Origin of the sequence: Serratia sp. SSNIH1, from assembly GCF_002935055.1 — a bacterium.
GTDB classification, from domain to species: domain Bacteria; phylum Pseudomonadota; class Gammaproteobacteria; order Enterobacterales; family Enterobacteriaceae; genus Serratia; species Serratia nevei.
The window spans coordinates 1,285,899-1,308,197 of the sequence record NZ_CP026383.1 but is presented as its reverse complement, the minus strand read 5'-3'; the positions used below and the strand labels follow the sequence as shown (position 1 = coordinate 1,308,197).

The following is a 22,299-nucleotide window of genomic DNA, read 5'->3' as shown; positions in this document are numbered from 1 at the left end:
TAAACATATATCAATAAACACCACTTGACATTACAGCAAATAAAGAATAATAAATTTATAAAAATAAAAAAGGAGTTTGTATGTTTGAAAATAATACTGGCGTCTACAATTACAAAAATAAAAACATTGAGTTAAAATCCAATAACGCTAATTTATATAGAGATAAACTAAGGCAACACTGTGTTAGTGTTAGACTTAATAAAGAGGAATTACAATTTTTAAATGAAAAACGAGGAAACATAAGAAAAGGTGAATGGCTTCGAAAGAGCTTTCTGAACACAACCCCCACCCTCATTCCTCCAATCAATCTCGATGCCTGGAAAGAATTAGGGAAGATATCGCAAAACCTAAATAAGCTCAATATCCATCTTGATAACAAGAGTGATGGAAGCTGTTTGACAAATACAGAACTTTTTGCCGTTAGACGTCAAATCTCTGAGCTTCGTTTGCATCTCATAAATATTGATCTTTGGAGGATATCTGATGAAGGGAATGCAGAAGATTAAAAGAGGAAAATGTTTCTCAGGAATTATTCACTATGCTTTGAAATCAGTATCTCATCATAAAACTGTACCAAGAGTAATCGGTGGAAACATGCTGGGAAGCTCTACTACTGAGTTAATCGATGAATTTAATACAGCCAAAAAGCTTCGTGAAGATATAGTAAAACCGGTGTGGCACAATTCACTTCGATTACCAAAAGATGATACGCTTACAGATAATCAGTGGTCTAATATCGCTGATGATTACATGGCACGTATGGGTTTCTCGGAAACACATCTAAAATGCTATGTTTTACATGATGATATTAGCGGTCAACATATCCACATTATCGCCTGTCGTATTGATCTCATTGATGGCAGAGTCTACTTAGGTAAAAATGAAAATCTCATCAGTACACGTATTATCCAAGAACTGGAAGAAGATTATAAATTAACCCGAACTAGAGGGCCATCAGCTATTGGAGCGCAATCATCTAAGTCGAAAAATAAAAAAAGTCGTGGTGAGGATATGTTGGAAAAAAGAACTGGTAAGCCATGTTCTAAAGTCATAATCCAGGAAGCCATTGAAACCTTGCTTGTCAAAAATCTTTCGACTATAGAATTTGTACATCAACTCAAAGAAAAGAACATTGTAGCTGTTCCAAACATCTCATCTACTGGTCGTATGAATGGCTTCTCGTTTAAATATGGAAATATGGCTTTCAAAGCATCGCAATTAGGAAAAACCTACTCATGGTCTGCTCTACAGAACAGGATCAATTATATTCCAGATCGCGACAACGGTTTTCTTTTCAATTTAAAAGCATCTTGCAGTGAAACTCTTGATATGATACCTCCTTCTGGGATTGTAATAGAAGAGGTTAATCCCACGATAGAAATGCTTGCACTTTGTAAAACTTCTCATGACGATAGATACGATACCGATTATACCAAAGAATGTATCTCGACAATTCCTAGTAATAGCGAAGGGCTGTTAACTGATGCTCCAAAATTAAGCTTAGAAATACCTAAGTTTAGATGGCTAGAAACAATTCCCTATATTGATGCAGTTATTAGTCTACTAAAAAACATCAAAATACTAACACTTAAACGCCCAAAAAACCCTAGTATTATCAGCAACATAAGGATTGCGAAGATAGCCCCTTTATGCCTCGCCACAACAGATGAGCCTGTCTCGGTACACCGCAAACGATCACCATCATTGTAGGCATAACTTTTCTTTTTCGGTCTTTGGATGGATAGAACGCGCATCACAATCGATCGTTTATACCGATCGATAAATCAATCACGATAGCCTATAACTATCATTATTGCTCAATCGATCGGTACAAGTGATTTGCCTTCTTTTCAAAATCAGTCAAAATGAAAATTTGTAATAACCGACATAACAGACTGATTTATCTAGGCTATTTATTTAAAACCGAGAAAAGTAGATTTTTTATGCCCAGTTTCAGCACATTCAAAAGCTTGAATTGCTTCATACATCGAATATGAACGTCATTTACTTAAAAGGAATCGGTATGAGCATTTACTCTATGAAGAGCAACAGTAAACAAGCAGAAACTGTTGCTCCTAAATTCGTTTTCTTAGGGGAAACCTACGAGTTTGTTGAAACTTTTTCAGGCGAAGTCATCGAATCATTTAATGAACAGATCTTAGTAAGGAATGATTCAGGTGAGGAAACAAAAATTTCTGACTACGGTATTACATTCAGGAATTCACACCGCATTCATAAATATGAGTTGCGCCAATATAGTGGATATGAGCGGTGTAGTGTAAATTACGATGCTCTGATCGTAAATGAGAATACAGGTGAGTATAAAGTAAATTTAAGCAGAAAACTCATTGTCATACCTGCATTCATGACAATGTTATTAAATAATGTATCAATGGCATCACACTACAAAGTGATGCCTGTTCCCAAACTTTTTTATATCCTTTTCACTTTGCTTTGCTTAGCTTCTTTCATTGCCTTCTGTATTTTACTTGCAGGATATAAAGATGGGTATGTTTTCAATGAACACAAATATGAGTGGTTAACATATCTCCTATCTCGCTCAGCAACTTTTATCTGCATCCAATGGATGAAAAGAAAAAGTTCAAGGTTTGATAACGAAATCAGAAATATTATTTATAAGTTAGTTAAAAATAAAACATTATCATAAGGATAGTCGATTTATATAAGAAAGAATAATTATCTCCTCATTCACATTTCTGGCTCTGGTTGGCTGCTCCTCGGTTGAAAATCAGTCCTTAAAAATAAGACGCAAGACAGTGTGAAGACGAAACTACTAAAAGATAAGACTTCTAATAGAGCAAAAGCCTGTATCAAATCTACAGGCTTTTACTATCATTACAACCCATATTTTTTTCTCTTATTTTTCATTGATAAATCTCTTTGTAACTGGAAAGCATCATACTTCTTTTTTTCCTGAACATAGACCTTCTCTGATTGACTACCATTATCGACAATAAAATTAATAAGCAAAGAGCATATTTTCCTTATACGTCTCTTATCAATTAAATCATCATCTAACTTATTAATAAATTTATAGTATGAATAGAGTAGAAACGTCAAAACAACATCGCTATTAGAGAATTTTATCTTTTCAATTTCTTGCTTATATTTAATATAAAAGCCAGAACAAAATAGATATGATTGTTCGATGACTTTTTGTTGCGGCACTCCAGATTCTGATATTTTACTCACAAACTTATCGAGAATAATTAAATACCTCTCCATAAGATCAAGCTTTGTATTTTTCATATTAACCTTTCCTATTATGATAAAAACCTTGAATTATTAATACAATTATCACATTTTTTACAAGTGTCAATAGCCACTAATCATCCGTAAAATATTACACAGTGAGATTTTATCTGCTGCACATAACACTAAAGTTATTTATTTAATGAGAGAAGAATTATTCGGTTTTATGTGATGCTAAATATCTTCTATAATACCCAATCGCACTGTGCTGTGTAGTGTTCATCTTTTGAGCCACCTCTTTCCATTTCAAACCGGACGATCTCAACTGAAATGAAAGACTTCTTTTTTTAGATGCCTCTTTCAAGTAATCCTCACGAGAAACACCATAGTATTTAATAACAGTTGAACGTGATACTTCTGCTAATTTCGCTAAATCTTTCGCTTTTATTTTTTTACCGTTTATAATCATAATAATATCCTCAATGCTTTTTCTAATTTTTCTTTGGTATCAGTATTTTTTATTTTTCCAACATTATTCATCCCTCGTTTAGATTGAATAATTGAAAACTGTTTTTTTGAGAAATTTTTCCACGTCCACTTACAAACGCTTTGGCAAATTTGCCTAATTTCATTATGTGATAATGGGTTGTTAGAGTTGCTCTGTTTGTTAATTATATCAGCCGTTAAATACAAATAATTATAAAATTCATGCTCATTTTTACTCTCTTGATATTTTAGTATATTTTTATATGCAATTACTCTTAGATCTTCGAATAAATTAACATTGCGCCCTAATCCATATATATTTCTTTTGTTGCTATCATTCTTTCTAATTACATCAGGAACAAAATCAGCTAAATAGTATAGATCATACGCTTTAATATCTGTCCACGTGGTTCTCCATTCAAAGATGTTAAGAGGGTTCTTCATTAGAATATCAGCGTAAGATTTATCTGCTTTTAATCTTTCTGTAAATCCACACTGCACAACAGAAGCTAATCTTAGTGGTTTTATTTTTGCAGAGTTTGTTTTTAATACTGGTATTTTTAGAGCATAAAGTAAATGAGCATGACCATTTATTGTATTTTGTATGATCGCATTTGGTTTAGGCAGTCCAGCCATATCCCACGCAATTGCCCCATATTCATGATCCACATCAAAAACAAAACCATTTATAAAATATTTATTGTTATATCCTATATATTTCTTTAAGGTAGCTTTCTCTCGCGGTTTCCTGTATACACCATCATTAAAATCATCACAGCATAGAGCATATTTTTGTATTTGGCTCTTGTATTTATCCTCATTATATATTTCTTTTCTCATTATCATCCCCCTCTCATATTACCCCTCCGAATATCATTAAATACCTCTAATTAAAAAAGGAGTGTTATATATTAAATTATTTACCACTCTATAAATAATACAATATAAAACATTGTCAAGTGTCTATTTTAACCATATCAGATATTATATGGTTTCTGGTTGGAATTTAATGTGTCAAAAGGAATTAATAGAGAACATTTAATAGCCATGGATATATCAAAATAACAAAAAGAAAACTCTATAAATAATTTCAATCCAGAATAAAATGAGAGAAAATAGAAAAGTAAAGACCGTGATTTTTTTTCTTTCTAATTTAGTATTTACTTATCTTTTTTATTTTTTAAATCTCTAAGAAATTATTGCTTCTATTATAGATTCTTATCACACACAGAAAATAAATCAATATTGCATACTGATATTTTAACTCAACCAGAAAAGGGTCTTTATATTTAACTCCCCAAGACATCATTCATTGTATATCTTTCTTGCGCTGCTTCTGAAGCATAGCTCAAATTATTTAGAATTGTTATGAAAATATTGTGCCAAATAATTCGTTCATTTTTATTTTCCCACTCTTTGAAAATAGCCTGCTCAACAGAAATCCAGACTATATCAACATTAGGCTCTGACAATAACTTTCTAAAAAGATCATCAGAGGTTGTCAAAGCATGAGATATTATTTTTTGTCCTGAAAAATTAGACAGCCAAAATGGATGTGGCTCACATAAATCGGTTAATGACGTAAATGTTAATCCACGGATTTGAGCTGCGTGCATAGTATTTTGGACCTTATGATTATCACGCCACGCTCGAAGATCTTTTAGCAAGTAATTTACTCGCTGGTTTCTCGCTTTGCTATTTTCTACTTGGTACTGGATATATGCTGGTCCCCCGCCATTTTGCCTATATCGAGCAAGTGATTTTACACTAATACCAAGATACAGAGATGCCAACTCAACATTAAGTGTCGCGTCATCAGGAATCTCACTAAAAAGCTTCCATACTTCTGAAAACTCTCTTAACGTCTCAACAACACTCATCCCTCTTTCCTTTCTGGTAATGGCGGATACTTCGCAGATGCTAAAAGTGCATTATACAATTTAGGTGCAGTCATTAGCATATGCAACTCAATCCTTTGAAGTGCCTCAAAAACTCGCTGATTATCTGGCACAGCATACCTTTCCGTAGGATCGGTGGTATTGCGGTGGTTAAGCAACTTTTTCACAACTGCATATGAAGTTAGCTCTTCTGCAACACGGCCAAAGGTTCTGCGCAGATCATGCATACCCAACTTCGTTATGCCTGCTTCCTGACAGATATACTCACGTAGGCTTTTACTGTCGGAATAGTGTCCAACCTTACTTCGTGATGAACGAGCCGGAAAAACCCATTTGCGTTTATCTGCTCGCTTTTCGTTATCGTTGACGATATCTCTTCGATCTTCCAGAATTCGCTTTGTAGCATCGCAGATTGGCAACTCATGGTCATTACGGTTTTTGGTGTCGTAGAATCGAATCATTCGGTTTTCAAGATCGACGTAGCTTGTCGTTCTGGCTTCCTCTTCTGTCAGAGTCTCTCGCCAGCACAGTGCAGCGGTTTCTTCTTTCCGGGCTCCAATCAGAACGGTTAGCAACAGATAATCACAACCCAACCGATTAAAACCTCGCTTATTGTGTAATGCAGTTAGAAAACGTCCCAGGGTATCTTTGGGAGACAATGGGTTTCGTACTCCCTTGGCACGATAGCTATCCTCCAGTTCAGATCGCGTTCTGAACTTCTTCTGTACCTTTAAAATTGAAAAAGGATTATAGGACAGCGAAGGTTGTCGTTGTTGTGTCTGGGCATTGCCAGCTTCAATTTCAATCGCATGTTTAACTGCAACATTAGCCCATCGGAAAGTTTGTTCAGCAGCCGTTCTTGCTCTTGAAGCAATTTCATCAAACTTACTAAGGATTTCAGTACCCGTAAGATCTTTTATCCGAAGGTTTTGCCATTCTTTCAACCGATTCTCAGCTTTGTCTAACACATTGAGAGTGTTTGGTTTAGCGGGTTTGGTTCTGCCAAGTAAGTGGCTCCTGTATTGGGCAAAAGCTTCACTCACGGTCAATTCAGCAAGATCGAGTTCCCTCTTAATCTTGTTGGGATTTCTCTTTGTTGCGATCATGGTCTGAACCAACTGTCGAGCTACCTCACGGGCTTGATCGATACTCGGAAAATCAGACACATTTCCAACCTTTACTTTCAAGACAGAGCTTGGCTTCTTACCCTCGCTGACATTACGATCTGACGAGGCTACTCTTCGCTGGATTACATAGGTTTTTTTCGTCAAACTGACCTTCACACCGAAGCCAACAGGTGAATCTCGATGATCGTCAAAAACTATGTAAGGCTTTTGGTCAGGGTTGGCTTCGAAAACGACTTTTCCAGAGCTACTGAGTTCAGGCTTAACATTAATACTTAACTTTTTGATAATAAAAGCCTGGTTGAGAGTTGTTTTCAAAGTATCACCACCATTTGTAGCCCAAAGAAGGAGTACAACCAATCTATCACGCCTTGGGCTACAAGTGAGCTACAAATTTATGGGTTTATGTGGGTTTAAAGGGGTTTTACCTGGGGCCATATGAGCACTTGAAAGAATTAAAAAATGAGTAAAATCAATATGAATGAAGACATTGATAAGGACTTCTCTAGCCACACACCGATGATGCAGCAGTACCTGCGCCTCAAGGCCCAGCATCCTGAAATCCTGCTGTTCTACCGCATGGGCGACTTCTACGAGCTGTTTTACGACGACGCCAAGCGTGCTTCCCAACTGCTGGATATTTCGCTGACCAAGCGCGGCGCCTCGGCGGGTGAACCGATCCCGATGGCCGGCGTGCCGCACCACGCGGTAGAGAACTACCTGGCCAAGCTGGTGCAGCTCGGCGAGTCCGTCGCCATCTGCGAGCAGATCGGCGATCCGGCCACCAGCAAAGGGCCGGTCGAACGCAAAGTGGTGCGTATCGTCACCCCTGGCACTATCACCGACGAAGCGCTGCTGCAAGAGCGTCAGGACAACCTGCTGGCGGCGATCTGGCAGGACGCGCGCGGCTTCGGCTACGCCACGCTGGACGTCAGCTCCGGCCGCTTCCGCGTCGCCGAGCCGCAGGATCTGGAAACCATGGCCGCCGAGCTGCAGCGCACCAATCCGGCCGAGCTGCTCTACCCGGAAACCTTCGAACAAATGGCGCTGATCGAACAGCGCCACGGCCTGCGCCGCCGCCCACTGTGGGAATTCGAGCTTGAGACCGCGCGTCAGCAGCTCAACCTGCAATTCGGTACCCGCGACTTGACCGGTTTCGGCGTCGAGCAGGCTCACCAGGCGCTGCGCGCCGCCGGCTGCCTGTTGCAGTACGTCAAAGATACCCAGCGCACTTCGCTGCCGCACATTCGCGGCCTCACCATGGAGCGCCAGCAGGACGGCATCATCATGGACGCCGCGACCCGCCGCAATCTGGAGCTGACGCAGAGCCTGTCCGGCGGCAGCGACAACACGCTGGCGGCGATCCTCGATCGTACGGTCACGCCGATGGGCAGCCGCATGCTGAAACGCTGGCTGCACATGCCGACCCGCGATATCAAGGTTCTCACCGCTCGTCAACAGGCGATCGGCGCATTGCAGGAGCTGTTTACCGATCTGCAGCCTTCGCTGCGTCAGGTGGGCGATCAGGAGCGAATTTTGGCGCGTCTGGCGCTGCGCACCGCCCGGCCGCGCGATCTGGCGCGCATGCGTCATGCTTTCCAGCAACTGCCGGACATCCGTGCGCTGCTGCAAGACGTGGACACCCCGCACGTGCAGCAGCTGCTGTCACAGGTGGGCCAGTTCGACGAGCTGCGTGAGCTGCTGGAACGCGCGGTCATTGAATCGCCGCCGGTGCTGGTACGCGACGGCGGCGTGATCGCCCCCGGGTACAACAGCGAGCTGGACGAGTGGCGCGCACTCGCCGACGGCGCCAGCGACTACCTCGACCGGCTGGAGATCCGCGAGCGTGAAAAGCTGGGGCTGGATACGCTCAAGGTCGGTTTTAACGGCGTACACGGCTACTACATTCAGGTCAGCCGCGGCCAAAGCCACCTGGTGCCGATCCACTATGTGCGCCGTCAGACGCTGAAAAATGCCGAGCGCTACATCATCCCGGAATTGAAAGAGTACGAAGACAAAGTGCTCACCTCCAAGGGTAAGGCGCTGGCGATCGAGAAAAGCCTGTACGACGAGCTGTTTGATCTGCTGCTGCCGCACCTGGCGGAACTGCAGCAAAGCGCCGCCGCACTGGCCGAGCTGGACGTGCTGGCCAATCTGGCCGAGCGCGCCGATACCCTGAACTACGCTTGCCCAACCATGAGTGAACAGCCGGGGATCCGCATTACCGAAGGCCGCCACCCGGTGGTAGAGCAGGTGCTGAGCGAGCCGTTTATCTCCAACCCGCTCACCCTGTCGCCACAGCGCCGCATGCTGATCATCACCGGCCCGAATATGCGGTAAAAGCACTTATATGCGGCAAACGGCGCTGATCGTGCTGATGGCGCACATCGGCAGTTACGTGCCGGCCACCAAGGCCACCATCGGCCCGGTGGATCGCATCTTCACCCGCGTCGGCGCGGCGGACGATCTGGCTTCCGGCCGCTCTACCTTCATGGTGGAGATGACCGAAACCGCCAACATCCTGCACAACGCCACCGAGCACAGCCTGGTGTTGATGGATGAAATCGGCCGCGGCACCTCCACCTACGACGGCCTGTCGCTGGCTTGGGCTTGCGCCGAGAATCTGGCTAACCGCATCAAGGCGATGACGCTGTTCGCCACCCACTACTTCGAGCTGACGACCCTGCCGGAGAAAATGGAAGGCGTGGTCAACGTGCACCTGGACGCGCTCGAACATGGCGACACCATTGCCTTCATGCACAGCGTGCAGGACGGTGCCGCCAGCAAAAGCTATGGCCTGGCGGTCGCCGCGCTGGCCGGCGTACCGCGCGACGTCATCAAGCGCGCCCGTCAGAAGCTGCGCGAGCTGGAGTCTATCTCCAGCCACACCGCCTCGGGCAGCGTCGATGCCACCCAGATGACGCTGCTGCAGGAAGAGACCTCGCCGGCGGTAGAAGCCCTGGAGGCACTGGATCCGGATTCCCTGTCGCCGCGCCAGGCGCTGGAATGGATCTACCGGCTGAAAAATATGGTGTAGTCTGGTGCCAAACGCGGGCATAAAAAAACGGTGAGCATCATGCTCACCGTTTTTATTTGATGCGGTTCAACAACCGGCATTATTCGCGGAACAGTGCCTCAATGCTCAGCCCCTGCATCTGCAGAATTTCACGCAGACGGCGCAGACCTTCAACCTGAATCTGACGGACGCGCTCGCGCGTCAGGCCAATCTCCCGGCCTACGTCTTCCAGCGTCGCCGCTTCATAGCCCAGCAGGCCGAAACGACGCGCCAACACTTCACGCTGTTTGGCGTTCAGTTCGAACAGCCATTTGACGATGCTTTGCTTCATATCGTCGTCTTGCGTGGTGTCTTCAGGCCCGTTGTCCTTCTCGTCGGCCAGAATGTCCAGCAGCGCTTTCTCCGAATCCCCGCCCAGCGGCGTATCCACCGAGGTGATGCGTTCATTCAGGCGCAGCATGCGGCTGACGTCATCCACCGGCTTGTCGAGTTGCTCGGCAATCTCTTCAGCGCTCGGTTCATGATCCAGCTTGTGGGAAAGCTCGCGTGCGGTGCGCAGATAGACATTCAGTTCTTTGACGATATGGATAGGCAAACGAATGGTACGGGTTTGGTTCATGATCGCCCGTTCAATCGTCTGACGGATCCACCAGGTTGCGTAAGTGGAGAAGCGGAAACCGCGTTCCGGGTCGAATTTTTCCACTGCGCGAATCAGACCGAGGTTACCCTCTTCGATCAGATCCAGCAGCGCCAGACCGCGGTTGCTGTAGCGGCGGGCGATTTTCACCACCAGCCGCAGGTTGCTTTCAATCATGCGGCGGCGGGACGGCACGTCACCGCGCAGAGCACGCCGCGCAAAATAGACTTCTTCCTCTGCGGTCAGCAGAGGTGAATAACCGATCTCACCCAGATAGAGCTGCGTCGCATCCAATACGCGTTGCGTAACGCCTTGAGACAACAGCTCTTCTTCCGCTAAATCGTTCTCGCTGGCCTCTTCTTCTACCAGCGCTTTTTCATCAAACGACTCAGCCTCAGCTCCATTCTCGTCGAAATCCGCATCATCATGTAACTCGTTAACTTTCAGCGTATTTTGGCTCATATGCTGCTCCTACCCGTGATACCGCGAGCAGAATCTCAGCGTATTCTGCCCAATCTATCGCTGCGGAAGATAACGCAGCGGGTTTACGGATTTCCCCTTGTAACGAATTTCAAAATGCAAACGTACTGAACTGGTACCGGTGCTACCCATAGTGGCTATTTTTTGACCCGCCTTCACTTCTTGTTGTTCCCGGACCAGCATTGTGTCGTTATGAGCGTAGGCGCTCAGGTAATCATCATTGTGTTTGATGATGATTAGATTACCGTAACCCCGTAAAGCGTTGCCGGCATACACTACGCGGCCATCGGCGGTAGCGAAGATAGGCTGCCCACGGGAACCGGCGATATCGACGCCCTTATTCCCACCTTCTGATGAGGAAAAGTTATCAATAATCTTACCGTCAGTCGGCCATCTCCAGGTACTGACCGGAGAACTGTTGCTGACGGTGCTGCTCACGGGTGGAGCGGCTTCCGGTGCGGTAACAGGCGCAGTCGCGGTCCCAACCGCTGCGGCACCTGCTGCAGGTAACATCTTACCTACATTCTGTTTACCCGAGTTTTCAGAATACGCGTTAGTTGATTGAGAATCAACCGTTGCCGTCTGGATCTGGGAGCTGGAAGGTGGCTTCGGAACGCCGCCTTTGGTCGCGTCTGTCGTCGCCAGCATGCCGCCGCCGCCGTTGGCAGAACCATTACCAAGCTGAATGGTTTGGCCAACATTCAGGCTGTATGGCTCGGGAATATTGTTACGCTGCGCCAGGTCGCGGAAATCGTTGCCGGTGATCCAGGCGATATAAAACAGCGTGTCGCCGCGCTTGACCGTATAGGTTTCACCGCCGCTGTAGCTCCCTTTAGGGATAGCGTTATAACTGCGGTTATAGACAATACGGCCCTCGGGGCTGACCTGCTGCGCCCCGCCATTATTATTGCCGGATGGAACGGCACCGCCGCCACCCACGCTGCTGATAGGGGCCGACGTCGAGGCATTGTTCGTACAACCCGCCAACCACAAACTTACCATCGTACACACCGCTACCCGGCGTAACGTAATCATTGGGCTTCCCGTGCTCATGCTTCCCCCATGACAGCAATATCAGTGATATATCCAAAATACCCTTTACATCGTAGCCGAGCTTTTGCCACTTCCCAGTCCCTGCGATGTAAAGGCGCCGCCGGCCGATCCCTGAACGCCAGGTCATCTCCCGCCGGAGCATCAAAACGCGCGCCAATGCTAACCACATTGGCGTTGCCGCACCATAAGACAACTACGTAGAAAGGCCAATTCTAGTGAAAATTAGCCTGATTGGAACGAGAAAACCTTATCCGGACGTGATGAAAGTGCAACAGATTTTGCAGACGGTCGAAAAATCAGACAATCGCTAGGCCAATTCGCCTTTCACCAGCGGGACAAAGCGCACCGCTTCCACCGCATCGACAACGAACTCGTTGCCATGGCGTTGAATGCGTTTGAGGGTTTGGGCCTGCTCGCCCACCGGCAGCACCAAAATGCCGCCGTCGTCCAATTGTTCCACCAGCGCCTGCGGGATCTCCGGCGGCGCGGCGGTGACGATGATCGCATCGAACGGGCCACGCGACGCCCAGCCCTGCCAGCCGTCGCCGTGGCGGGTGGAAACATTATGAAGATCGAGCTGCTTCAGGCGGCGCTTGGCCTGCCACTGTAGCCCCTTGATGCGCTCGACGGAACAAACGTGTTGCACCAGATGTGCCAGGATAGCGGTCTGATAACCGGAACCGGTGCCGATCTCCAGCACCCGTGAAGTGGGCTTCAGATTCAGCAGCTCGGTCATCCGCGCCACCATATAAGGCTGGGAAATGGTCTGGCCGGAGCCGATCGGCAGCGCGGTGTTTTCGTAGGCCTTATGATCCAGCGCTTCGTCGACAAAACGCTCGCGCGGCACCGCTTCGATCGCCCGCAGCAGCTTTTCGTCCCGGATCCCCTGCTGCCGCAGCTGCGTCAGCAATGTTTGCATACGCTTGTTCACCATTCCCCGCTAACCTCTGCCTTGGTTAACCATGTTTTCACGACTTCCTGCGCCGCGTAGGCTGTCAAATCCACCTGCAGCGGCGTGATCGCCACATAGCCTTGTTCCACCGCCGCAAAGTCGGTATCCGGCCCGACATCAAATTTATCACCAGGCGGCCCGATCCAGTAGAGATTTTGTCCGCGCGGATCCTGCTGGCAGAATACCTTGTCGGCGGGATGGCGGCTGCCGCAGCGGGTAACGCGCAGGCCTTTAATCTCCGCCAGGGGCAGATCCGGTACGTTGATATTCAGGATTTTTCCGGTACGCAACGGCTCACGCCGCAACGCGCGCAGGATACGGCAAGTAATGGCAGCGGCGGTCGCATAGTGCTGGTGGCCGTTCAACGACACCGCCAACGCGGGCAGCCCCAGATGCCGGCCCTCCATCGCCGCTGCGACGGTGCCGGAATAGATGACATCGTCGCCCAAATTCGGCCCGGCGTTGATGCCGGAGACCACGATATCCGGTGCCGGGTGCATCAGTGCGTTGACGCCAAGATAGACACAGTCGGTCGGCGTCCCCTGCAGCACCGCAATATCGCCGTTGGCCAGCGTCTGCGTGCGCAGCGGCGATTCCAGCGTCAGAGCATTGGAAGAGCCGCTGCGGTTACGATCCGGCGCCACGACCTGCACCTCGGCGAATTCCCGCAGCGCCGCCGCCAGCACCTGAATGCCCGGAGCGCTGACGCCGTCATCGTTACTCAGCAATATCCGCATCACTGTCATCCTGCTGCATGATCTCGCGAACTACGCTGGTGGCGAAGCTGCCTGCCGGCAGCCAGAAGCGCAGTTCCACGGTAACGTCATCCCACCAGTTCCACAGCATATTTTGCGGCTGCAACAGCAGGGCCCGACGAGCGGGTTCGACACGCTCGCGCTTTAAAAGCGTAAGCAATTCCGGCTGCTCCGCCAAGCATTGTTGTTCAAATGCCAACGCATCGCTGGCAGTACCCGGCTCGCCGTCGCCCGGCAACGCCGCGGTGACAACCAGCTCGCCGGCATCCAAGCGCTGTTGCAGCGTCTCCAGCTCATCGGCTTTGGCGACAAACCAGCTGCCGCGGCCCCTCAGCTGCAGGGCGTCACCTTCCAGCACGGTGCGCTGCAGGCCGTCGGCCAGACGCCTGCTCGCGACCTGATTAAACAACGCGCTGCGGCTGGCGGACAGGTAGAAACTGCGCTTGCTGCGCTCTTTGACGCGAATTTCGTCATTCGCCCAGCGGCGCGCCATCACCAGGTTGTTGCCGCCGCGGCCGAAACGCTGGCTGCCGAAGTAGTTCGGCACGCCCTGCACGGCGATGGCCTGCAGGCGGCGTTCCACGTCCTGCCGGTCGGAAATCTGGCGCAGCACCAACGTAAAGTGGTTGCCCTTCAGGTTGCCGATGCGCATTTTACGCAGATGGCGGGCGTACGAGAGCACCTCGCAGCCTTCCAGCGTAAACCGGGAGAAGTCCGGCGTGTCCTTACCCGGCATATGCAGGCAGAACCACTGCTCGGTCACCGCGTGGCGATCCTTCAAGCCGGCATAGCTGACGGAACGGGCGTGAATACCGGCGAAGCGCGCCAGGTAATCGGCCACGAACTGGGTATTGCAGCCGTTTTTACGGATGTTAACCAGGACGTGCTCGCCTTCACCGTCCGGCGCAAAGCCCAGGTCTTCCACCACCACGAAATCTTCCGGATTGGCTTTCAACACCCCGGTGCTCTGCGGCCGGCCATGCAGCCAGGTCAGATTCGCCATATCCATGCGGTTATTCCTTGATCAGCAAGGCGACCGCTTCGCAGGCGATGCCCTCGCCTCGCCCGGTGAAACCGAGCTGCTCGGTGGTGGTGGCCTTCACGTTGACGTCATCCATATGGCACTGCAGATCTTCCGCCAGGAAGACGCGCATCTGCGGGATGTGCGGCGCCATTTTCGGCGCCTGAGCGATGATGGTGATATCGAGGTTGCCGAGGCGGTATCCTTTGGCGCGGATGCGTTTCCAGGCTTCGCGCAGCAGCTCGCGGCTGTCGGCGCCTTTGAACGCCGGATCGGTATCGGGGAACAGCTTGCCGATATCGCCCAGCGCCGCCGCGCCCAGCAGGGCGTCGGTCGCGGCATGCAGCGCGACGTCGCCGTCGGAGTGGGCCAGCAAACCTTTGTCGTAAGGGATGCGAACGCCACCGATCACCAACGGGCCTTCGCCGCCGAATTTATGTACGTCAAAACCGTGACCGATACGCATGGTGCGCTCCTTATTGTCCAACTGAGTCAAATAGAACGCCGCCAGCGCCAAATCCTCCGGCCGCGTTACTTTAATGTTGTCCGCCCGGCCGGCGATCAGCTGCGGATGATAACCGCAATGCTCCAGCGCCGAGGCTTCGTCGGTGACGTTCGCACCTTCATCCAGCGCGCGCTGCAGGCACTGCTTGAGCAGCGGCAGCGGAAACAGCTGCGGCGTCAGCGCGTGCCACAGATCCTGGCGTTCGACGGTGTGAGCGATGGTTTCGCTGCCGGGTTCGGCGCGTTTCATGGTGTCGCGCACCGGTGCGGCGAGAATGCCGCCGACCTTGCTGTGTGCGGTGATCGCCAGCAGGCGCTCGAGATCGTCGGCGTGCAGGCAGGGGCGTGCAGCGTCGTGCACCAGTACCCAGTCCGCATCGCCCGCCAGTTTAAGCCCGGCCATCACCGAATCGGCGCGCTGTTTGCCGCCCTCAGTGACGATCACCCGCGGATCCTGGGCGATCGGCAACTGTTCGAACTGGCGATCTTCGGGGCCGATCGCCACGATCACCCGCTCAATGCGCGGATGACGCAACAGGGCGTGGATGGCGTGCTCGACGATGCTGTGCCGGCCGATGGTTAAATATTGCTTCGGGCATTCCGCCTGCATGCGGCTGCCGATACCGGCAGCGGGCAGGACGGCAATCACCGAAGGAAAGGTGCCTGCGGAGTGATTCATGCGTTATTTTTGTGCGTTATTTTGCGAGGAAGACGCCGCGTTGCGTCTGGATTGGTCAGGAACCAGACGATAGAAAGTCTCACCGGGCTTGATCATACCCAGCTCATTACGCGCTCGCTCTTCGATCGCTTCCTGACCGCCGTTCAAATCATCGATTTCGGCAAACAGCTGATCGTTACGCGCTTTCAACTTGGCGTTGTTGCCCTGCTGGACCGCAACGTCTTCATTGACTCGCACGTAATCGTGAATACCATTTTTGCCCAGCCACAGTGAATACTGTAACCAACCGAGCAATGCCAGCAATAGCAGCGTAAGTTTTCCCATCTCCGCCCCCTGAAAAACCGACCAATCATCCCACAACTTTTCGTTGGACTCCACACTGAGAGCGGCATTTCAACGCCAAATTCAGAATACGGATGAAGGGTTACCGAGTTTACCGCCTAATTCCGCGGCGAAAGCGGCAAAAAAAGCCCCTTACACCGGATGCGCACGACGTGTTTTCCAATGAGGCACACACTGCCCTTCACCTATTATGCAGCAAGAACCACTGCCTCCCCGCTTTCTGCCCCATCGCTTACTCCGTCGCAACGCAAAAAGTGAATATTTAACACCATACAAATAATATTCCTTATGCAGGGCTTGTACTTTCATTCATTGAGACTTATTTTTATGCATTACTAGTGCATAAATAATTCCAATATATAACCTTTCATTATCGGGGATCGCGATGTTAAAACGTTTAGTTCTGATCGGCGCCTGCCTGGCCGCCACCTTCTCCACCGCCGCGTTGGCGGCTGAATCTACCTACGTCGTCGGTTCCGGCGGCACCTATCGGCCGTTCGAATTTGAAAACAGCCAAAAACAGCTGGAAGGTTTCGACATCGACATCATCAAAGCGGTGGCCAAGGCCGAAGGCTTCCAGATCAAACTGATCAATACGCCGTGGGAGGGGATCTTCGCCACGTTGAATTCCGGCGATCGCGACATCATCATTTCCGGCATCACCATCACCGACAAGCGCAAACAAATGGTTGATTTCTCGGCGCCTTACTTCCCGGCCGAGCAGGCTATCGTGGTGCCGCAGGACTCGACGGTAGACTCCATCGCCGCGCTGAAAGCGCTGAAGGTCGGCGTGGTGAACTCCAGCACCGGCGACATCGTGGTGTCCGACGTACTGGGCAAAAACAGCACCGCCATCAAGCGCTTCGACAATACGCCGCTGATGCTGCAGGAGCTGTATGAAGACGGCATCGGCGCGGCGGTCGGCGACGTCGGCGTGGCCAAGTTCTATATCAAAACCCACCCTGAGAAAGCCTTCAAGCTGGTGCCCGACGCCAAGTTCGAGCGCCAGTATTTCGGCATCGCCGTCGCCAAAGGCAACGATGAGTTGCGTAACAAGATCAACGCCGGCCTGAAGAAAATCGTCGCCGACGGCACCTACGCCAAGATTTACCAAACCTGGTTCGACAGCAACGTACCGACGCTGCCGGCGGAATAATGCCCTGTCGCCGGCGCCCGCCAGGCCGTCGGCGCCCCCCGTTTCAGCCTACCAAGAAGGAATACCCTTTGAACTTCCGCTGGGAGATCATCCAGGAATACGCGCCGCTGTTTATGGAAGGCGCCTGGATGACCATCAAATGCACCATTATCTGCGTACTGCTCGGCACCACCTGGGGATTGATCCTCGGGCTGGGCCGTTTGGCGCAGGCGCCGCACGGCATCTGGAAACCCATCCTGCATTACGGCGTTCAGTGGCCGGTGCGCATTTACATCAGCGCCTTTCGCGGCACGCCGCTGTTCGTGCAAATCATGGTGGTGCACTTCGCGCTGGTACCGCTGTTCATCAACCCACGCGACGGCCTGTTGGTCACCAGCGGCCTGATGAGCGTCGATTTTGCCCGCGCGCTGCGCGCCGACTACGGTGCCTTTCTCTCCTGCGTAGTGGCGATCACGCTCAACGCCGGCGCCTATGTATCGGAGATCTTCCGCGCCGGGATCCAATCGATCGATCGCGGCCAGATGGAGGCCTCGCGCTCGCTGGGCATGAGCTACGGCAAGACCATGCGCCAGGTGATCCTGCCGCAGGCCTTCCGCCGTATGCTGCCACCGCTGGGCAACAACGCCATCGCCATCGTCAAGGATTCGTCGCTGGCCTCCGCCATCGGCCTGGCGGATCTGGCCTATGCCGCCCGCACCGTCTCCGGCGCCTACGCCACCTATTGGGAGCCCTACCTGACCATTTCGCTGGTCTATTGGGTCATCACCTTCCTGCTCTCGCTGTTAGTGCAACACATGGAAAAGAGGTTCGGTAAAAGTGATTCGCGTACATAACCTGCAAAAACAGTTCGGCGAGAGCCACGTGCTGCGCGGCATTTCCTGCCGGATCGCCGCCAACGAAGTGGTGTGCGTCATCGGCCCTTCCGGCTCGGGTAAAAGCACCTTCCTGCGCTGCATCAACGCGCTGGAAACGCTCTCCGGCGGCGAGATCGAGGTCAACGGCTTCGCCGTCCACGATCAAAAAACCGACCTGAACAAGATGCGTGAAAGCGTGGGTATGGTGTTCCAGCGCTTCAACCTGTTCCCGCACATGACGGTGTTGGAAAACATCATTATGGCACCGGTGTGCGTGAAGAAACGGCCGCGCGCCGAAGCCATCGCGCAAGCCGAGCAGCTGCTGCACAAGGTCGGGCTGCTCGACAAGATAGACGCCTACCCCAACAGCCTATCCGGCGGCCAGCAGCAGCGGGTAGCGATCGCCCGCGCGCTGGCGATGGAGCCGAAGATCATGCTGTTCGACGAACCCACCTCCGCGCTCGATCCGGAGCTGGTGGGCGAAGTGTTGGCGGTGATGAAATCGCTGGCACACGAGGGCATGACCATGGTGGTGGTCACGCATGAGATGGGCTTTGCCCGCGAGGTGGCCGATCGGGTGCTGTTTATCGATCAGGGGATCATTCAGGAGGAAGGTGCGCCGCAGCAGATCTTCAGCCATCCGGCCAATCCGCGCACACAGGCGTTTCTGAGCAAAGTTTTGTAACCTTCGGCACCGCTTTGCAATCCTTCGGGCGCCGGCAGCGGCGCCCGCTCTCTCACCACCCGGTCAAGAAGCTGAACACCAGCCAGAACAGGCACAGCACGATGGCGCCGGTCAGCAGCAGCGTCAGGATCAGACGGCCGCGCAACAGCATGCTGAGGGTGATGCCGATCAGCACCGACAGCGGCATCAGCGCCAGGAAGAACGGCCAGGTATAGAGCAGGAAAAACAGCGTGTTGGAACCGTAAACCAGGAACGGCAACGCGAACGCCAGCCAGTAGAAAACAAAGCCGCTGACGCCGCCCAGGAAAGAATAAGAAGGCTCCTCTCTCTCCTGTTTTGACTGCTTGGAGTCGATCAAGATAGGCGTGACATTTTGCATAGTGATCCCTGGTTATTCGGCTCGCTCTGCGGCGGCTTAGAGTAAAAAGCGCATGGCGAAAAACGCCACACGCTTTTTTTTGAATTCAGGGTTTGATAATAGCCTGACCACGCAACACGTCTAACAATTGCGCAATCAAATTTGTTACCAATTGTTGGCCATCAAGGTGGATTTCCGGCTGCTGCGGCGCCTCGTAAACCGCGTCGATACCGGTGAAATTGCGCAGCTCGCCGGCGCGCGCTTTTTTATACAATCCCTTCGGATCGCGCGCCTCGCAGATCGCCAACGGCGTGTCGACGAACACTTCGATAAAGCGATCGTCGCCGAGCATTTCGCGCACCATCTGGCGCTCGGCGCGGTGCGGCGAAATGAACGCGGTCAGCACCACCAGCCCGGCATCCACCATCAGTTTGGCCACTTCCCCCACCCGGCGGATGTTCTCGCGCCGATCCTCGTCAGAGAAGCCGAGATCGCGGCACAGGCCGTGGCGCACGTTATCGCCGTCCAGCAGATAGGTGCTGACGCCGAGCCCGTGCAGCGCCTGCTCCAGCGCGCCGGCGACGGTGGATTTGCCCGAGCCGGACAGCCCGGTAAACCACAGCACCACGCCGCGATGGCCGTTGCGCGCTTCGCGATCCGCGCGCGTCACCGCGTGCGGATGCCAAACCACGTTCTCATCGTCCGGCCCGGTCGCCCTCAGTTCGGCGGCCACCTTATCGACCACCGAGCAGATCGCGTGCGCCCCAGTGCGGGAAGTGCTTGCGCACCAGCGCATTCAGCTCCAGCTCGAAGGCGCTGAACTCACCGTGCGCCGCCGGGGTGGCCTGCAGCGTTTCGCGCACCAGACCGGCGCCTACCGTGACGTTGCTCATGCGATCGATGAAGATCAGCCCGCCGGTGTCGTGATTGCTCTGATAGCTGCCCAGCACCAGCGGTTCGTCGAAGGTCAGCTCCACCAGACCGATGCCGTTAAGCGGCAACGTGTCTGCCGGGTGCTGCGCCAGCGTATTGATCTCCACCTGATGGCGGATGCTCTCCACGCGGGCGCGGGTCTTTTTACCGGCGATCTTGATGTCGTAGCTCTGGCCCGGCACCAGCGGCTGCTCGGCCATCCATACCACGTCCACCAGCGCGCTCTGCGCCGCCTGCAGGCTTTCGCCGGCGTCGACCAGCAGATCGCCGCGGCTGATGTCCACCTCATCCTTCAGCACCAGCGTAATCGCCTCGCCCGGCACCGCCTCTTGCAGATCGCCGTCGAAGGTCACGATGCGCGCCACGCTGGACTCCACGCCGGAAGGCAGCACTTTGACCCGTTGCCCCACCCGCACCACGCCGGCGGACAGCGTGCCGGCATAGCCGCGAAAATCGAGGTTCGGGCGGTTGACGTACTGCACCGGGAAGCGCAGCGGCTGGTTTTCTCGCTCGCTGACCACGTCAACGCTCTCCAGCACTTCCAGCAGCGTCGGGCCGCTGTACCACGGCATATGGGCGCTTTCGCTCGCCACGTTGTCGCCGTCCAGCGCCGACAGCGGCACGAATTTGATATCCAGATCGCCTGGCAGCTGCTGGGCAAAGGTCAGGTAATCCTGTTTGAACTGCTCGAACACCGTTTCCTGGTAGTCCACCAGATCCATTTTGTTCACCGCCACCACCAGATGGCGAATGCCCAGCAGGGTTGCGATAAAACTGTGGCGACGAGTCTGGTCCAGCACCCCTTTGCGCGCGTCGATCAACAGGATCGCCAGATCGCAGGTGGAGGCGCCGGTGGCCATGTTGCGGGTGTACTGCTCATGCCCTGGGGTATCGGCGATGATAAATTTGCGTTTTTCGGTCGAGAAATAGCGATAGGCCACGTCGATGGTGATGCCCTGTTCGCGCTCGGCCTGCAGGCCGTCCACCAGCAGCGCCAGATCGAGCTTCTCGCCCTGGGTGCCGATGCGTTTGCTGTCGCTGTGCAGCGTCGACAGCTGATCCTCGTAGATCTGGCGGGTATCGTGCAGCAGGCGACCGATCAGGGTGCTTTTGCCGTCGTCGACGCTGCCGCAGGTCAGAAAGCGCAGCAGGCTCTTGTGTTGCTGCGCGTGCAGGTAGGATTCGACGCCGCCCTGGTCAGCGATTTGTTGTGCGATTGCGTTGTTCATCCGGCGGCTCCTTAGAAATACCCTTGACGCTTTTTCAGCTCCATCGAGCCGGACTGATCGCGGTCGATCATCCGCCCCTGGCGTTCACTGGTGGTGGAGACCAGCATCTCTTCGATGATCTCCGGCAGGGTTTGCGCCTGCGAATCCACTGCGCCGGTCAGTGGCCAGCACCCCAGGGTGCGGAAACGCACCATGCGCTGGCTGATCACTTCGCCCGGCTGCAAATCGATGCGATCGTCGTCCACCATCATCAGCATGCCGTCGCGTTCCACCACCGGGCGCGGTTTCGCCAGGTACAGCGGCACGATGTCGATCTTTTCCAGGAAGATGTACTGCCAGATGTCCAGCTCGGTCCAGTTCGACAGTGGGAAGACGCGGATGCTCTCCCCTTTGTTGATCTGGCCGTTGTAGTTGTGCCACAGCTCCGGCCGCTGGTTTTTCGGATCCCAGCGGTGGAAGCGATCGCGGAACGAATAGATGCGCTCTTTGGCGCGCGATTTCTCCTCGTCGCGCCGCGCACCGCCGAAGGCGGCGTCGAAACCGTACTTGTTCAACGCCTGCTTCAGGCCCTCGGTCTTCATGATGTCGGTATGCTTGGCGCTGCCGTGCACGAACGGGTTGATGCCCATCGCCACCCCTTCCGGATTTTTATGCACCAGCAGCTCGAAGCCGTACTCTTTCGCGGTGCGATCGCGGAACTCGTACATTTCGCGGAACTTCCAGCCGGTATCGACGTGCAGCAGCGGGAACGGCAGCGTGCCGGGGAAGAACGCCTTGCGCGCCAAATGCAGCATCACGGAAGAGTCTTTGCCGATGGAGTAAAGCATCACCGGGTTGGCGAATTCAGCGGCGACTTCACGGATGATATGGATACTCTCCGCCTCCAATTGCCGCAAATGAGTGAGTCGTTTTTCGTCCATAACA

At 52.1% G+C, this 22,299-nt stretch carries 22 protein-coding genes and 2 pseudogenes; 7 read left to right on the top strand and 17 right to left on the bottom strand.

All coding sequences use genetic code 11. The features are described from left to right. The first annotated feature begins 80 nt into the window (after positions 1 to 80). The 3 genes from C3F38_RS06160 to C3F38_RS06150 all read left to right on the top strand — a co-directional run bounded on the left by C3F38_RS06160 (position 81) and on the right by C3F38_RS06150 (position 2,668). Positions 81 to 506: a hypothetical protein gene (locus C3F38_RS06160; RefSeq protein WP_071983135.1), complete on the top strand. Its 426-nt coding sequence runs from the start codon at positions 81 to 83 to the stop codon at positions 504 to 506. Continuing rightward, complete coding sequence (locus tag C3F38_RS06155) at positions 484 to 1,710, top strand: relaxase/mobilization nuclease domain-containing protein (RefSeq protein WP_071934043.1); 1,227 nt, start codon at positions 484 to 486, stop codon at positions 1,708 to 1,710. Before C3F38_RS06160 ends, C3F38_RS06155 begins: the two co-directional genes overlap by 23 nt. 313 nt (positions 1,711 to 2,023) lie before the next feature. Beyond that, the gene (locus tag C3F38_RS06150; RefSeq protein ID WP_049193229.1) at positions 2,024 to 2,668 is read left to right on the top strand and encodes a hypothetical protein; all 645 of its coding nucleotides are present in this window, start codon (positions 2,024 to 2,026) and stop codon (positions 2,666 to 2,668) included. Positions 2,669 to 2,856: 188 nt separating this feature from the next. On the opposite strand, the gene C3F38_RS06145 is transcribed toward C3F38_RS06150, so the two are convergent. The 5 genes from C3F38_RS06145 to C3F38_RS06125 form a co-directional block, all read right to left on the bottom strand. Then, the gene (locus C3F38_RS06145; RefSeq protein ID WP_001513941.1) at positions 2,857 to 3,270 is read right to left on the bottom strand and encodes a hypothetical protein; all 414 of its coding nucleotides are present in this window, start codon (positions 3,268 to 3,270) and stop codon (positions 2,857 to 2,859) included. 157 nt (positions 3,271 to 3,427) lie between these two features. Next, positions 3,428 to 3,682 carry a plasmid replication protein gene (locus tag C3F38_RS06140; protein WP_071983132.1) on the bottom strand — a complete coding sequence of 85 codons (255 nt, stop codon included), beginning with the start codon at positions 3,680 to 3,682 and terminating at the stop codon, positions 3,428 to 3,430. Then, positions 3,679 to 4,539 (bottom strand): replication initiation protein, encoded by an 861-nt coding sequence (locus tag C3F38_RS06135; protein WP_047663970.1) that lies wholly within the window; start codon positions 4,537 to 4,539, stop codon positions 3,679 to 3,681. Before C3F38_RS06135 ends, C3F38_RS06140 begins: the two co-directional genes overlap by 4 nt. Before the next feature lie 449 nt (positions 4,540 to 4,988). Next, positions 4,989 to 5,579 (bottom strand): hypothetical protein, encoded by a 591-nt coding sequence (locus C3F38_RS06130; protein ID WP_042945971.1) that lies wholly within the window; start codon positions 5,577 to 5,579, stop codon positions 4,989 to 4,991. Continuing rightward, entirely contained in the window at positions 5,576 to 7,039 is a 1,464-nt protein-coding gene (locus C3F38_RS06125) for a tyrosine-type recombinase/integrase (RefSeq protein ID WP_049193236.1), read from the bottom strand. The genes C3F38_RS06130 and C3F38_RS06125 overlap by 4 nt, the downstream gene beginning before the upstream one ends. A gap of 159 nt (positions 7,040 to 7,198) precedes the next feature. Between C3F38_RS06125 and mutS the strand changes: the two are divergent. Next, a pseudogene (gene mutS, locus C3F38_RS06120) lies at positions 7,199 to 9,758 on the top strand (DNA mismatch repair protein MutS). Positions 9,759 to 9,837: 79 nt separating this feature from the next. Here mutS and rpoS read toward each other — a convergent pair. From rpoS to ftsB, 8 genes and pseudogenes are all read right to left on the bottom strand, one after another. After that, on the bottom strand, positions 9,838 to 10,836 hold the full coding sequence (gene rpoS / locus C3F38_RS06115) for an RNA polymerase sigma factor RpoS (protein WP_019455119.1): 999 nt from the start codon (positions 10,834 to 10,836) through the stop codon (positions 9,838 to 9,840). Between the two features lie 54 nt (positions 10,837 to 10,890). Continuing rightward, complete coding sequence (gene nlpD / locus C3F38_RS06110) at positions 10,891 to 11,889, bottom strand: murein hydrolase activator NlpD (RefSeq protein ID WP_038871876.1); 999 nt, start codon at positions 11,887 to 11,889, stop codon at positions 10,891 to 10,893. A 325-nt stretch (positions 11,890 to 12,214) separates the two neighbouring features. Beyond that, complete coding sequence (locus C3F38_RS06105) at positions 12,215 to 12,841, bottom strand: protein-L-isoaspartate(D-aspartate) O-methyltransferase (protein WP_047728898.1); 627 nt, start codon at positions 12,839 to 12,841, stop codon at positions 12,215 to 12,217. Next, positions 12,835 to 13,596 (bottom strand): 5'/3'-nucleotidase SurE, encoded by a 762-nt coding sequence (surE, locus tag C3F38_RS06100; protein ID WP_047728900.1) that lies wholly within the window; start codon positions 13,594 to 13,596, stop codon positions 12,835 to 12,837. Before surE ends, C3F38_RS06105 begins: the two co-directional genes overlap by 7 nt. Beyond that, positions 13,577 to 14,623 carry a tRNA pseudouridine(13) synthase TruD gene (gene truD / locus C3F38_RS06095; RefSeq protein WP_055316084.1) on the bottom strand — a complete coding sequence of 349 codons (1,047 nt, stop codon included), beginning with the start codon at positions 14,621 to 14,623 and terminating at the stop codon, positions 13,577 to 13,579. The genes surE and truD overlap by 20 nt, the downstream gene beginning before the upstream one ends. Before the next feature lie 4 nt (positions 14,624 to 14,627). After that, positions 14,628 to 15,101 (bottom strand): 2-C-methyl-D-erythritol 2,4-cyclodiphosphate synthase, encoded by a 474-nt coding sequence (gene ispF / locus C3F38_RS26355; RefSeq protein WP_004932594.1) that lies wholly within the window; start codon positions 15,099 to 15,101, stop codon positions 14,628 to 14,630. 12 nt (positions 15,102 to 15,113) lie between these two features. Beyond that, a pseudogene (gene ispD / locus C3F38_RS26350) lies at positions 15,114 to 15,818 on the bottom strand (2-C-methyl-D-erythritol 4-phosphate cytidylyltransferase); the annotation flags it as partial. A 3-nt stretch (positions 15,819 to 15,821) separates the two neighbouring features. After that, complete coding sequence (ftsB, locus tag C3F38_RS06085; protein WP_016929043.1) at positions 15,822 to 16,142, bottom strand: cell division protein FtsB; 321 nt, start codon at positions 16,140 to 16,142, stop codon at positions 15,822 to 15,824. Between the two features lie 403 nt (positions 16,143 to 16,545). On the opposite strand from ftsB, the gene C3F38_RS06080 reads away from it, so the two are divergent. The 3 genes from C3F38_RS06080 to C3F38_RS06070 all read left to right on the top strand — a co-directional run bounded on the left by C3F38_RS06080 (position 16,546) and on the right by C3F38_RS06070 (position 18,855). Continuing rightward, entirely contained in the window at positions 16,546 to 17,316 is a 771-nt protein-coding gene (locus C3F38_RS06080) for a basic amino acid ABC transporter substrate-binding protein (RefSeq protein ID WP_047728904.1), read from the top strand. A 113-nt stretch (positions 17,317 to 17,429) separates the two neighbouring features. Then, positions 17,430 to 18,149, top strand: a complete 720-nt coding sequence (locus C3F38_RS06075; protein ID WP_042706788.1) for an amino acid ABC transporter permease — start codon at positions 17,430 to 17,432, stop codon at positions 18,147 to 18,149. Further along, entirely contained in the window at positions 18,133 to 18,855 is a 723-nt protein-coding gene (locus tag C3F38_RS06070; RefSeq protein ID WP_055316083.1) for an amino acid ABC transporter ATP-binding protein, read from the top strand. The genes C3F38_RS06075 and C3F38_RS06070 overlap by 17 nt, the downstream gene beginning before the upstream one ends. Positions 18,856 to 18,907: 52 nt before the next feature. On the opposite strand, the gene C3F38_RS06065 is transcribed toward C3F38_RS06070, so the two are convergent. The 4 genes from C3F38_RS06065 to cysD form a co-directional block, all read right to left on the bottom strand. Continuing rightward, entirely contained in the window at positions 18,908 to 19,234 is a 327-nt protein-coding gene (locus tag C3F38_RS06065; RefSeq protein WP_004932611.1) for a DUF3561 family protein, read from the bottom strand. Positions 19,235 to 19,319: 85 nt separating this feature from the next. After that, positions 19,320 to 20,009, bottom strand: a complete 690-nt coding sequence (gene cysC / locus C3F38_RS06060; protein WP_077791524.1) for an adenylyl-sulfate kinase — start codon at positions 20,007 to 20,009, stop codon at positions 19,320 to 19,322. Further along, a complete protein-coding gene (cysN, locus tag C3F38_RS06055; protein WP_103767489.1) occupies positions 19,948 to 21,375 on the bottom strand; it encodes a sulfate adenylyltransferase subunit CysN in 1,428 nt (475 codons plus the stop codon). Before cysN ends, cysC begins: the two co-directional genes overlap by 62 nt. Before the next feature lie 11 nt (positions 21,376 to 21,386). Then, positions 21,387 to 22,295: a sulfate adenylyltransferase subunit CysD gene (cysD, locus tag C3F38_RS06050; RefSeq protein ID WP_004932620.1), complete on the bottom strand. Its 909-nt coding sequence runs from the start codon at positions 22,293 to 22,295 to the stop codon at positions 21,387 to 21,389. Positions 22,296 to 22,299: the final 4 nt, after the last annotated feature.

Bases quoted from the DNA above. Each gene is read 5' to 3' on its own strand.
- C3F38_RS06155 (WP_071934043.1), top strand. From the start codon at position 484: ATGAAGGGAATGCAGAAGATTAAAAGAGGAAAATGTTTCTCAGGAATT.
- ispF (WP_004932594.1), bottom strand. From the start codon at position 15,101: ATGCGTATCGGTCACGGTTTTGACGTACATAAATTCGGCGGCGAAGGC.
- C3F38_RS06135 (WP_047663970.1), bottom strand. From the start codon at position 4,539: ATGAGAAAAGAAATATATAATGAGGATAAATACAAGAGCCAAATACAA.
- C3F38_RS06065 (WP_004932611.1), bottom strand. From the start codon at position 19,234: ATGCAAAATGTCACGCCTATCTTGATCGACTCCAAGCAGTCAAAACAG.
- surE (WP_047728900.1), bottom strand. From the start codon at position 13,596: ATGCGGATATTGCTGAGTAACGATGACGGCGTCAGCGCTCCGGGCATT.
- ftsB (WP_016929043.1), bottom strand. From the start codon at position 16,142: ATGGGAAAACTTACGCTGCTATTGCTGGCATTGCTCGGTTGGTTACAG.
- C3F38_RS06075 (WP_042706788.1), top strand. From the start codon at position 17,430: ATGGAAGGCGCCTGGATGACCATCAAATGCACCATTATCTGCGTACTG.
- truD (WP_055316084.1), bottom strand. From the start codon at position 14,623: ATGGATATGGCGAATCTGACCTGGCTGCATGGCCGGCCGCAGAGCACC.
- C3F38_RS06140 (WP_071983132.1), bottom strand. From the start codon at position 3,682: ATGATTATAAACGGTAAAAAAATAAAAGCGAAAGATTTAGCGAAATTA.
- C3F38_RS06130 (WP_042945971.1), bottom strand. From the start codon at position 5,579: ATGAGTGTTGTTGAGACGTTAAGAGAGTTTTCAGAAGTATGGAAGCTT.
- nlpD (WP_038871876.1), bottom strand. From the start codon at position 11,889: ATGATTACGTTACGCCGGGTAGCGGTGTGTACGATGGTAAGTTTGTGG.
- C3F38_RS06150 (WP_049193229.1), top strand. From the start codon at position 2,024: ATGAGCATTTACTCTATGAAGAGCAACAGTAAACAAGCAGAAACTGTT.
- rpoS (WP_019455119.1), bottom strand. From the start codon at position 10,836: ATGAGCCAAAATACGCTGAAAGTTAACGAGTTACATGATGATGCGGAT.
- cysC (WP_077791524.1), bottom strand. From the start codon at position 20,009: ATGCGCTGGTGCGCAAGCACTTCCCGCACTGGGGCGCACGCGATCTGC.
- C3F38_RS06145 (WP_001513941.1), bottom strand. From the start codon at position 3,270: ATGAAAAATACAAAGCTTGATCTTATGGAGAGGTATTTAATTATTCTC.
- C3F38_RS06105 (WP_047728898.1), bottom strand. From the start codon at position 12,841: ATGGTGAACAAGCGTATGCAAACATTGCTGACGCAGCTGCGGCAGCAG.
- C3F38_RS06160 (WP_071983135.1), top strand. From the start codon at position 81: ATGTTTGAAAATAATACTGGCGTCTACAATTACAAAAATAAAAACATT.
- cysD (WP_004932620.1), bottom strand. From the start codon at position 22,295: ATGGACGAAAAACGACTCACTCATTTGCGGCAATTGGAGGCGGAGAGT.
- cysN (WP_103767489.1), bottom strand. From the start codon at position 21,375: ATGAACAACGCAATCGCACAACAAATCGCTGACCAGGGCGGCGTCGAA.
- C3F38_RS06080 (WP_047728904.1), top strand. From the start codon at position 16,546: ATGTTAAAACGTTTAGTTCTGATCGGCGCCTGCCTGGCCGCCACCTTC.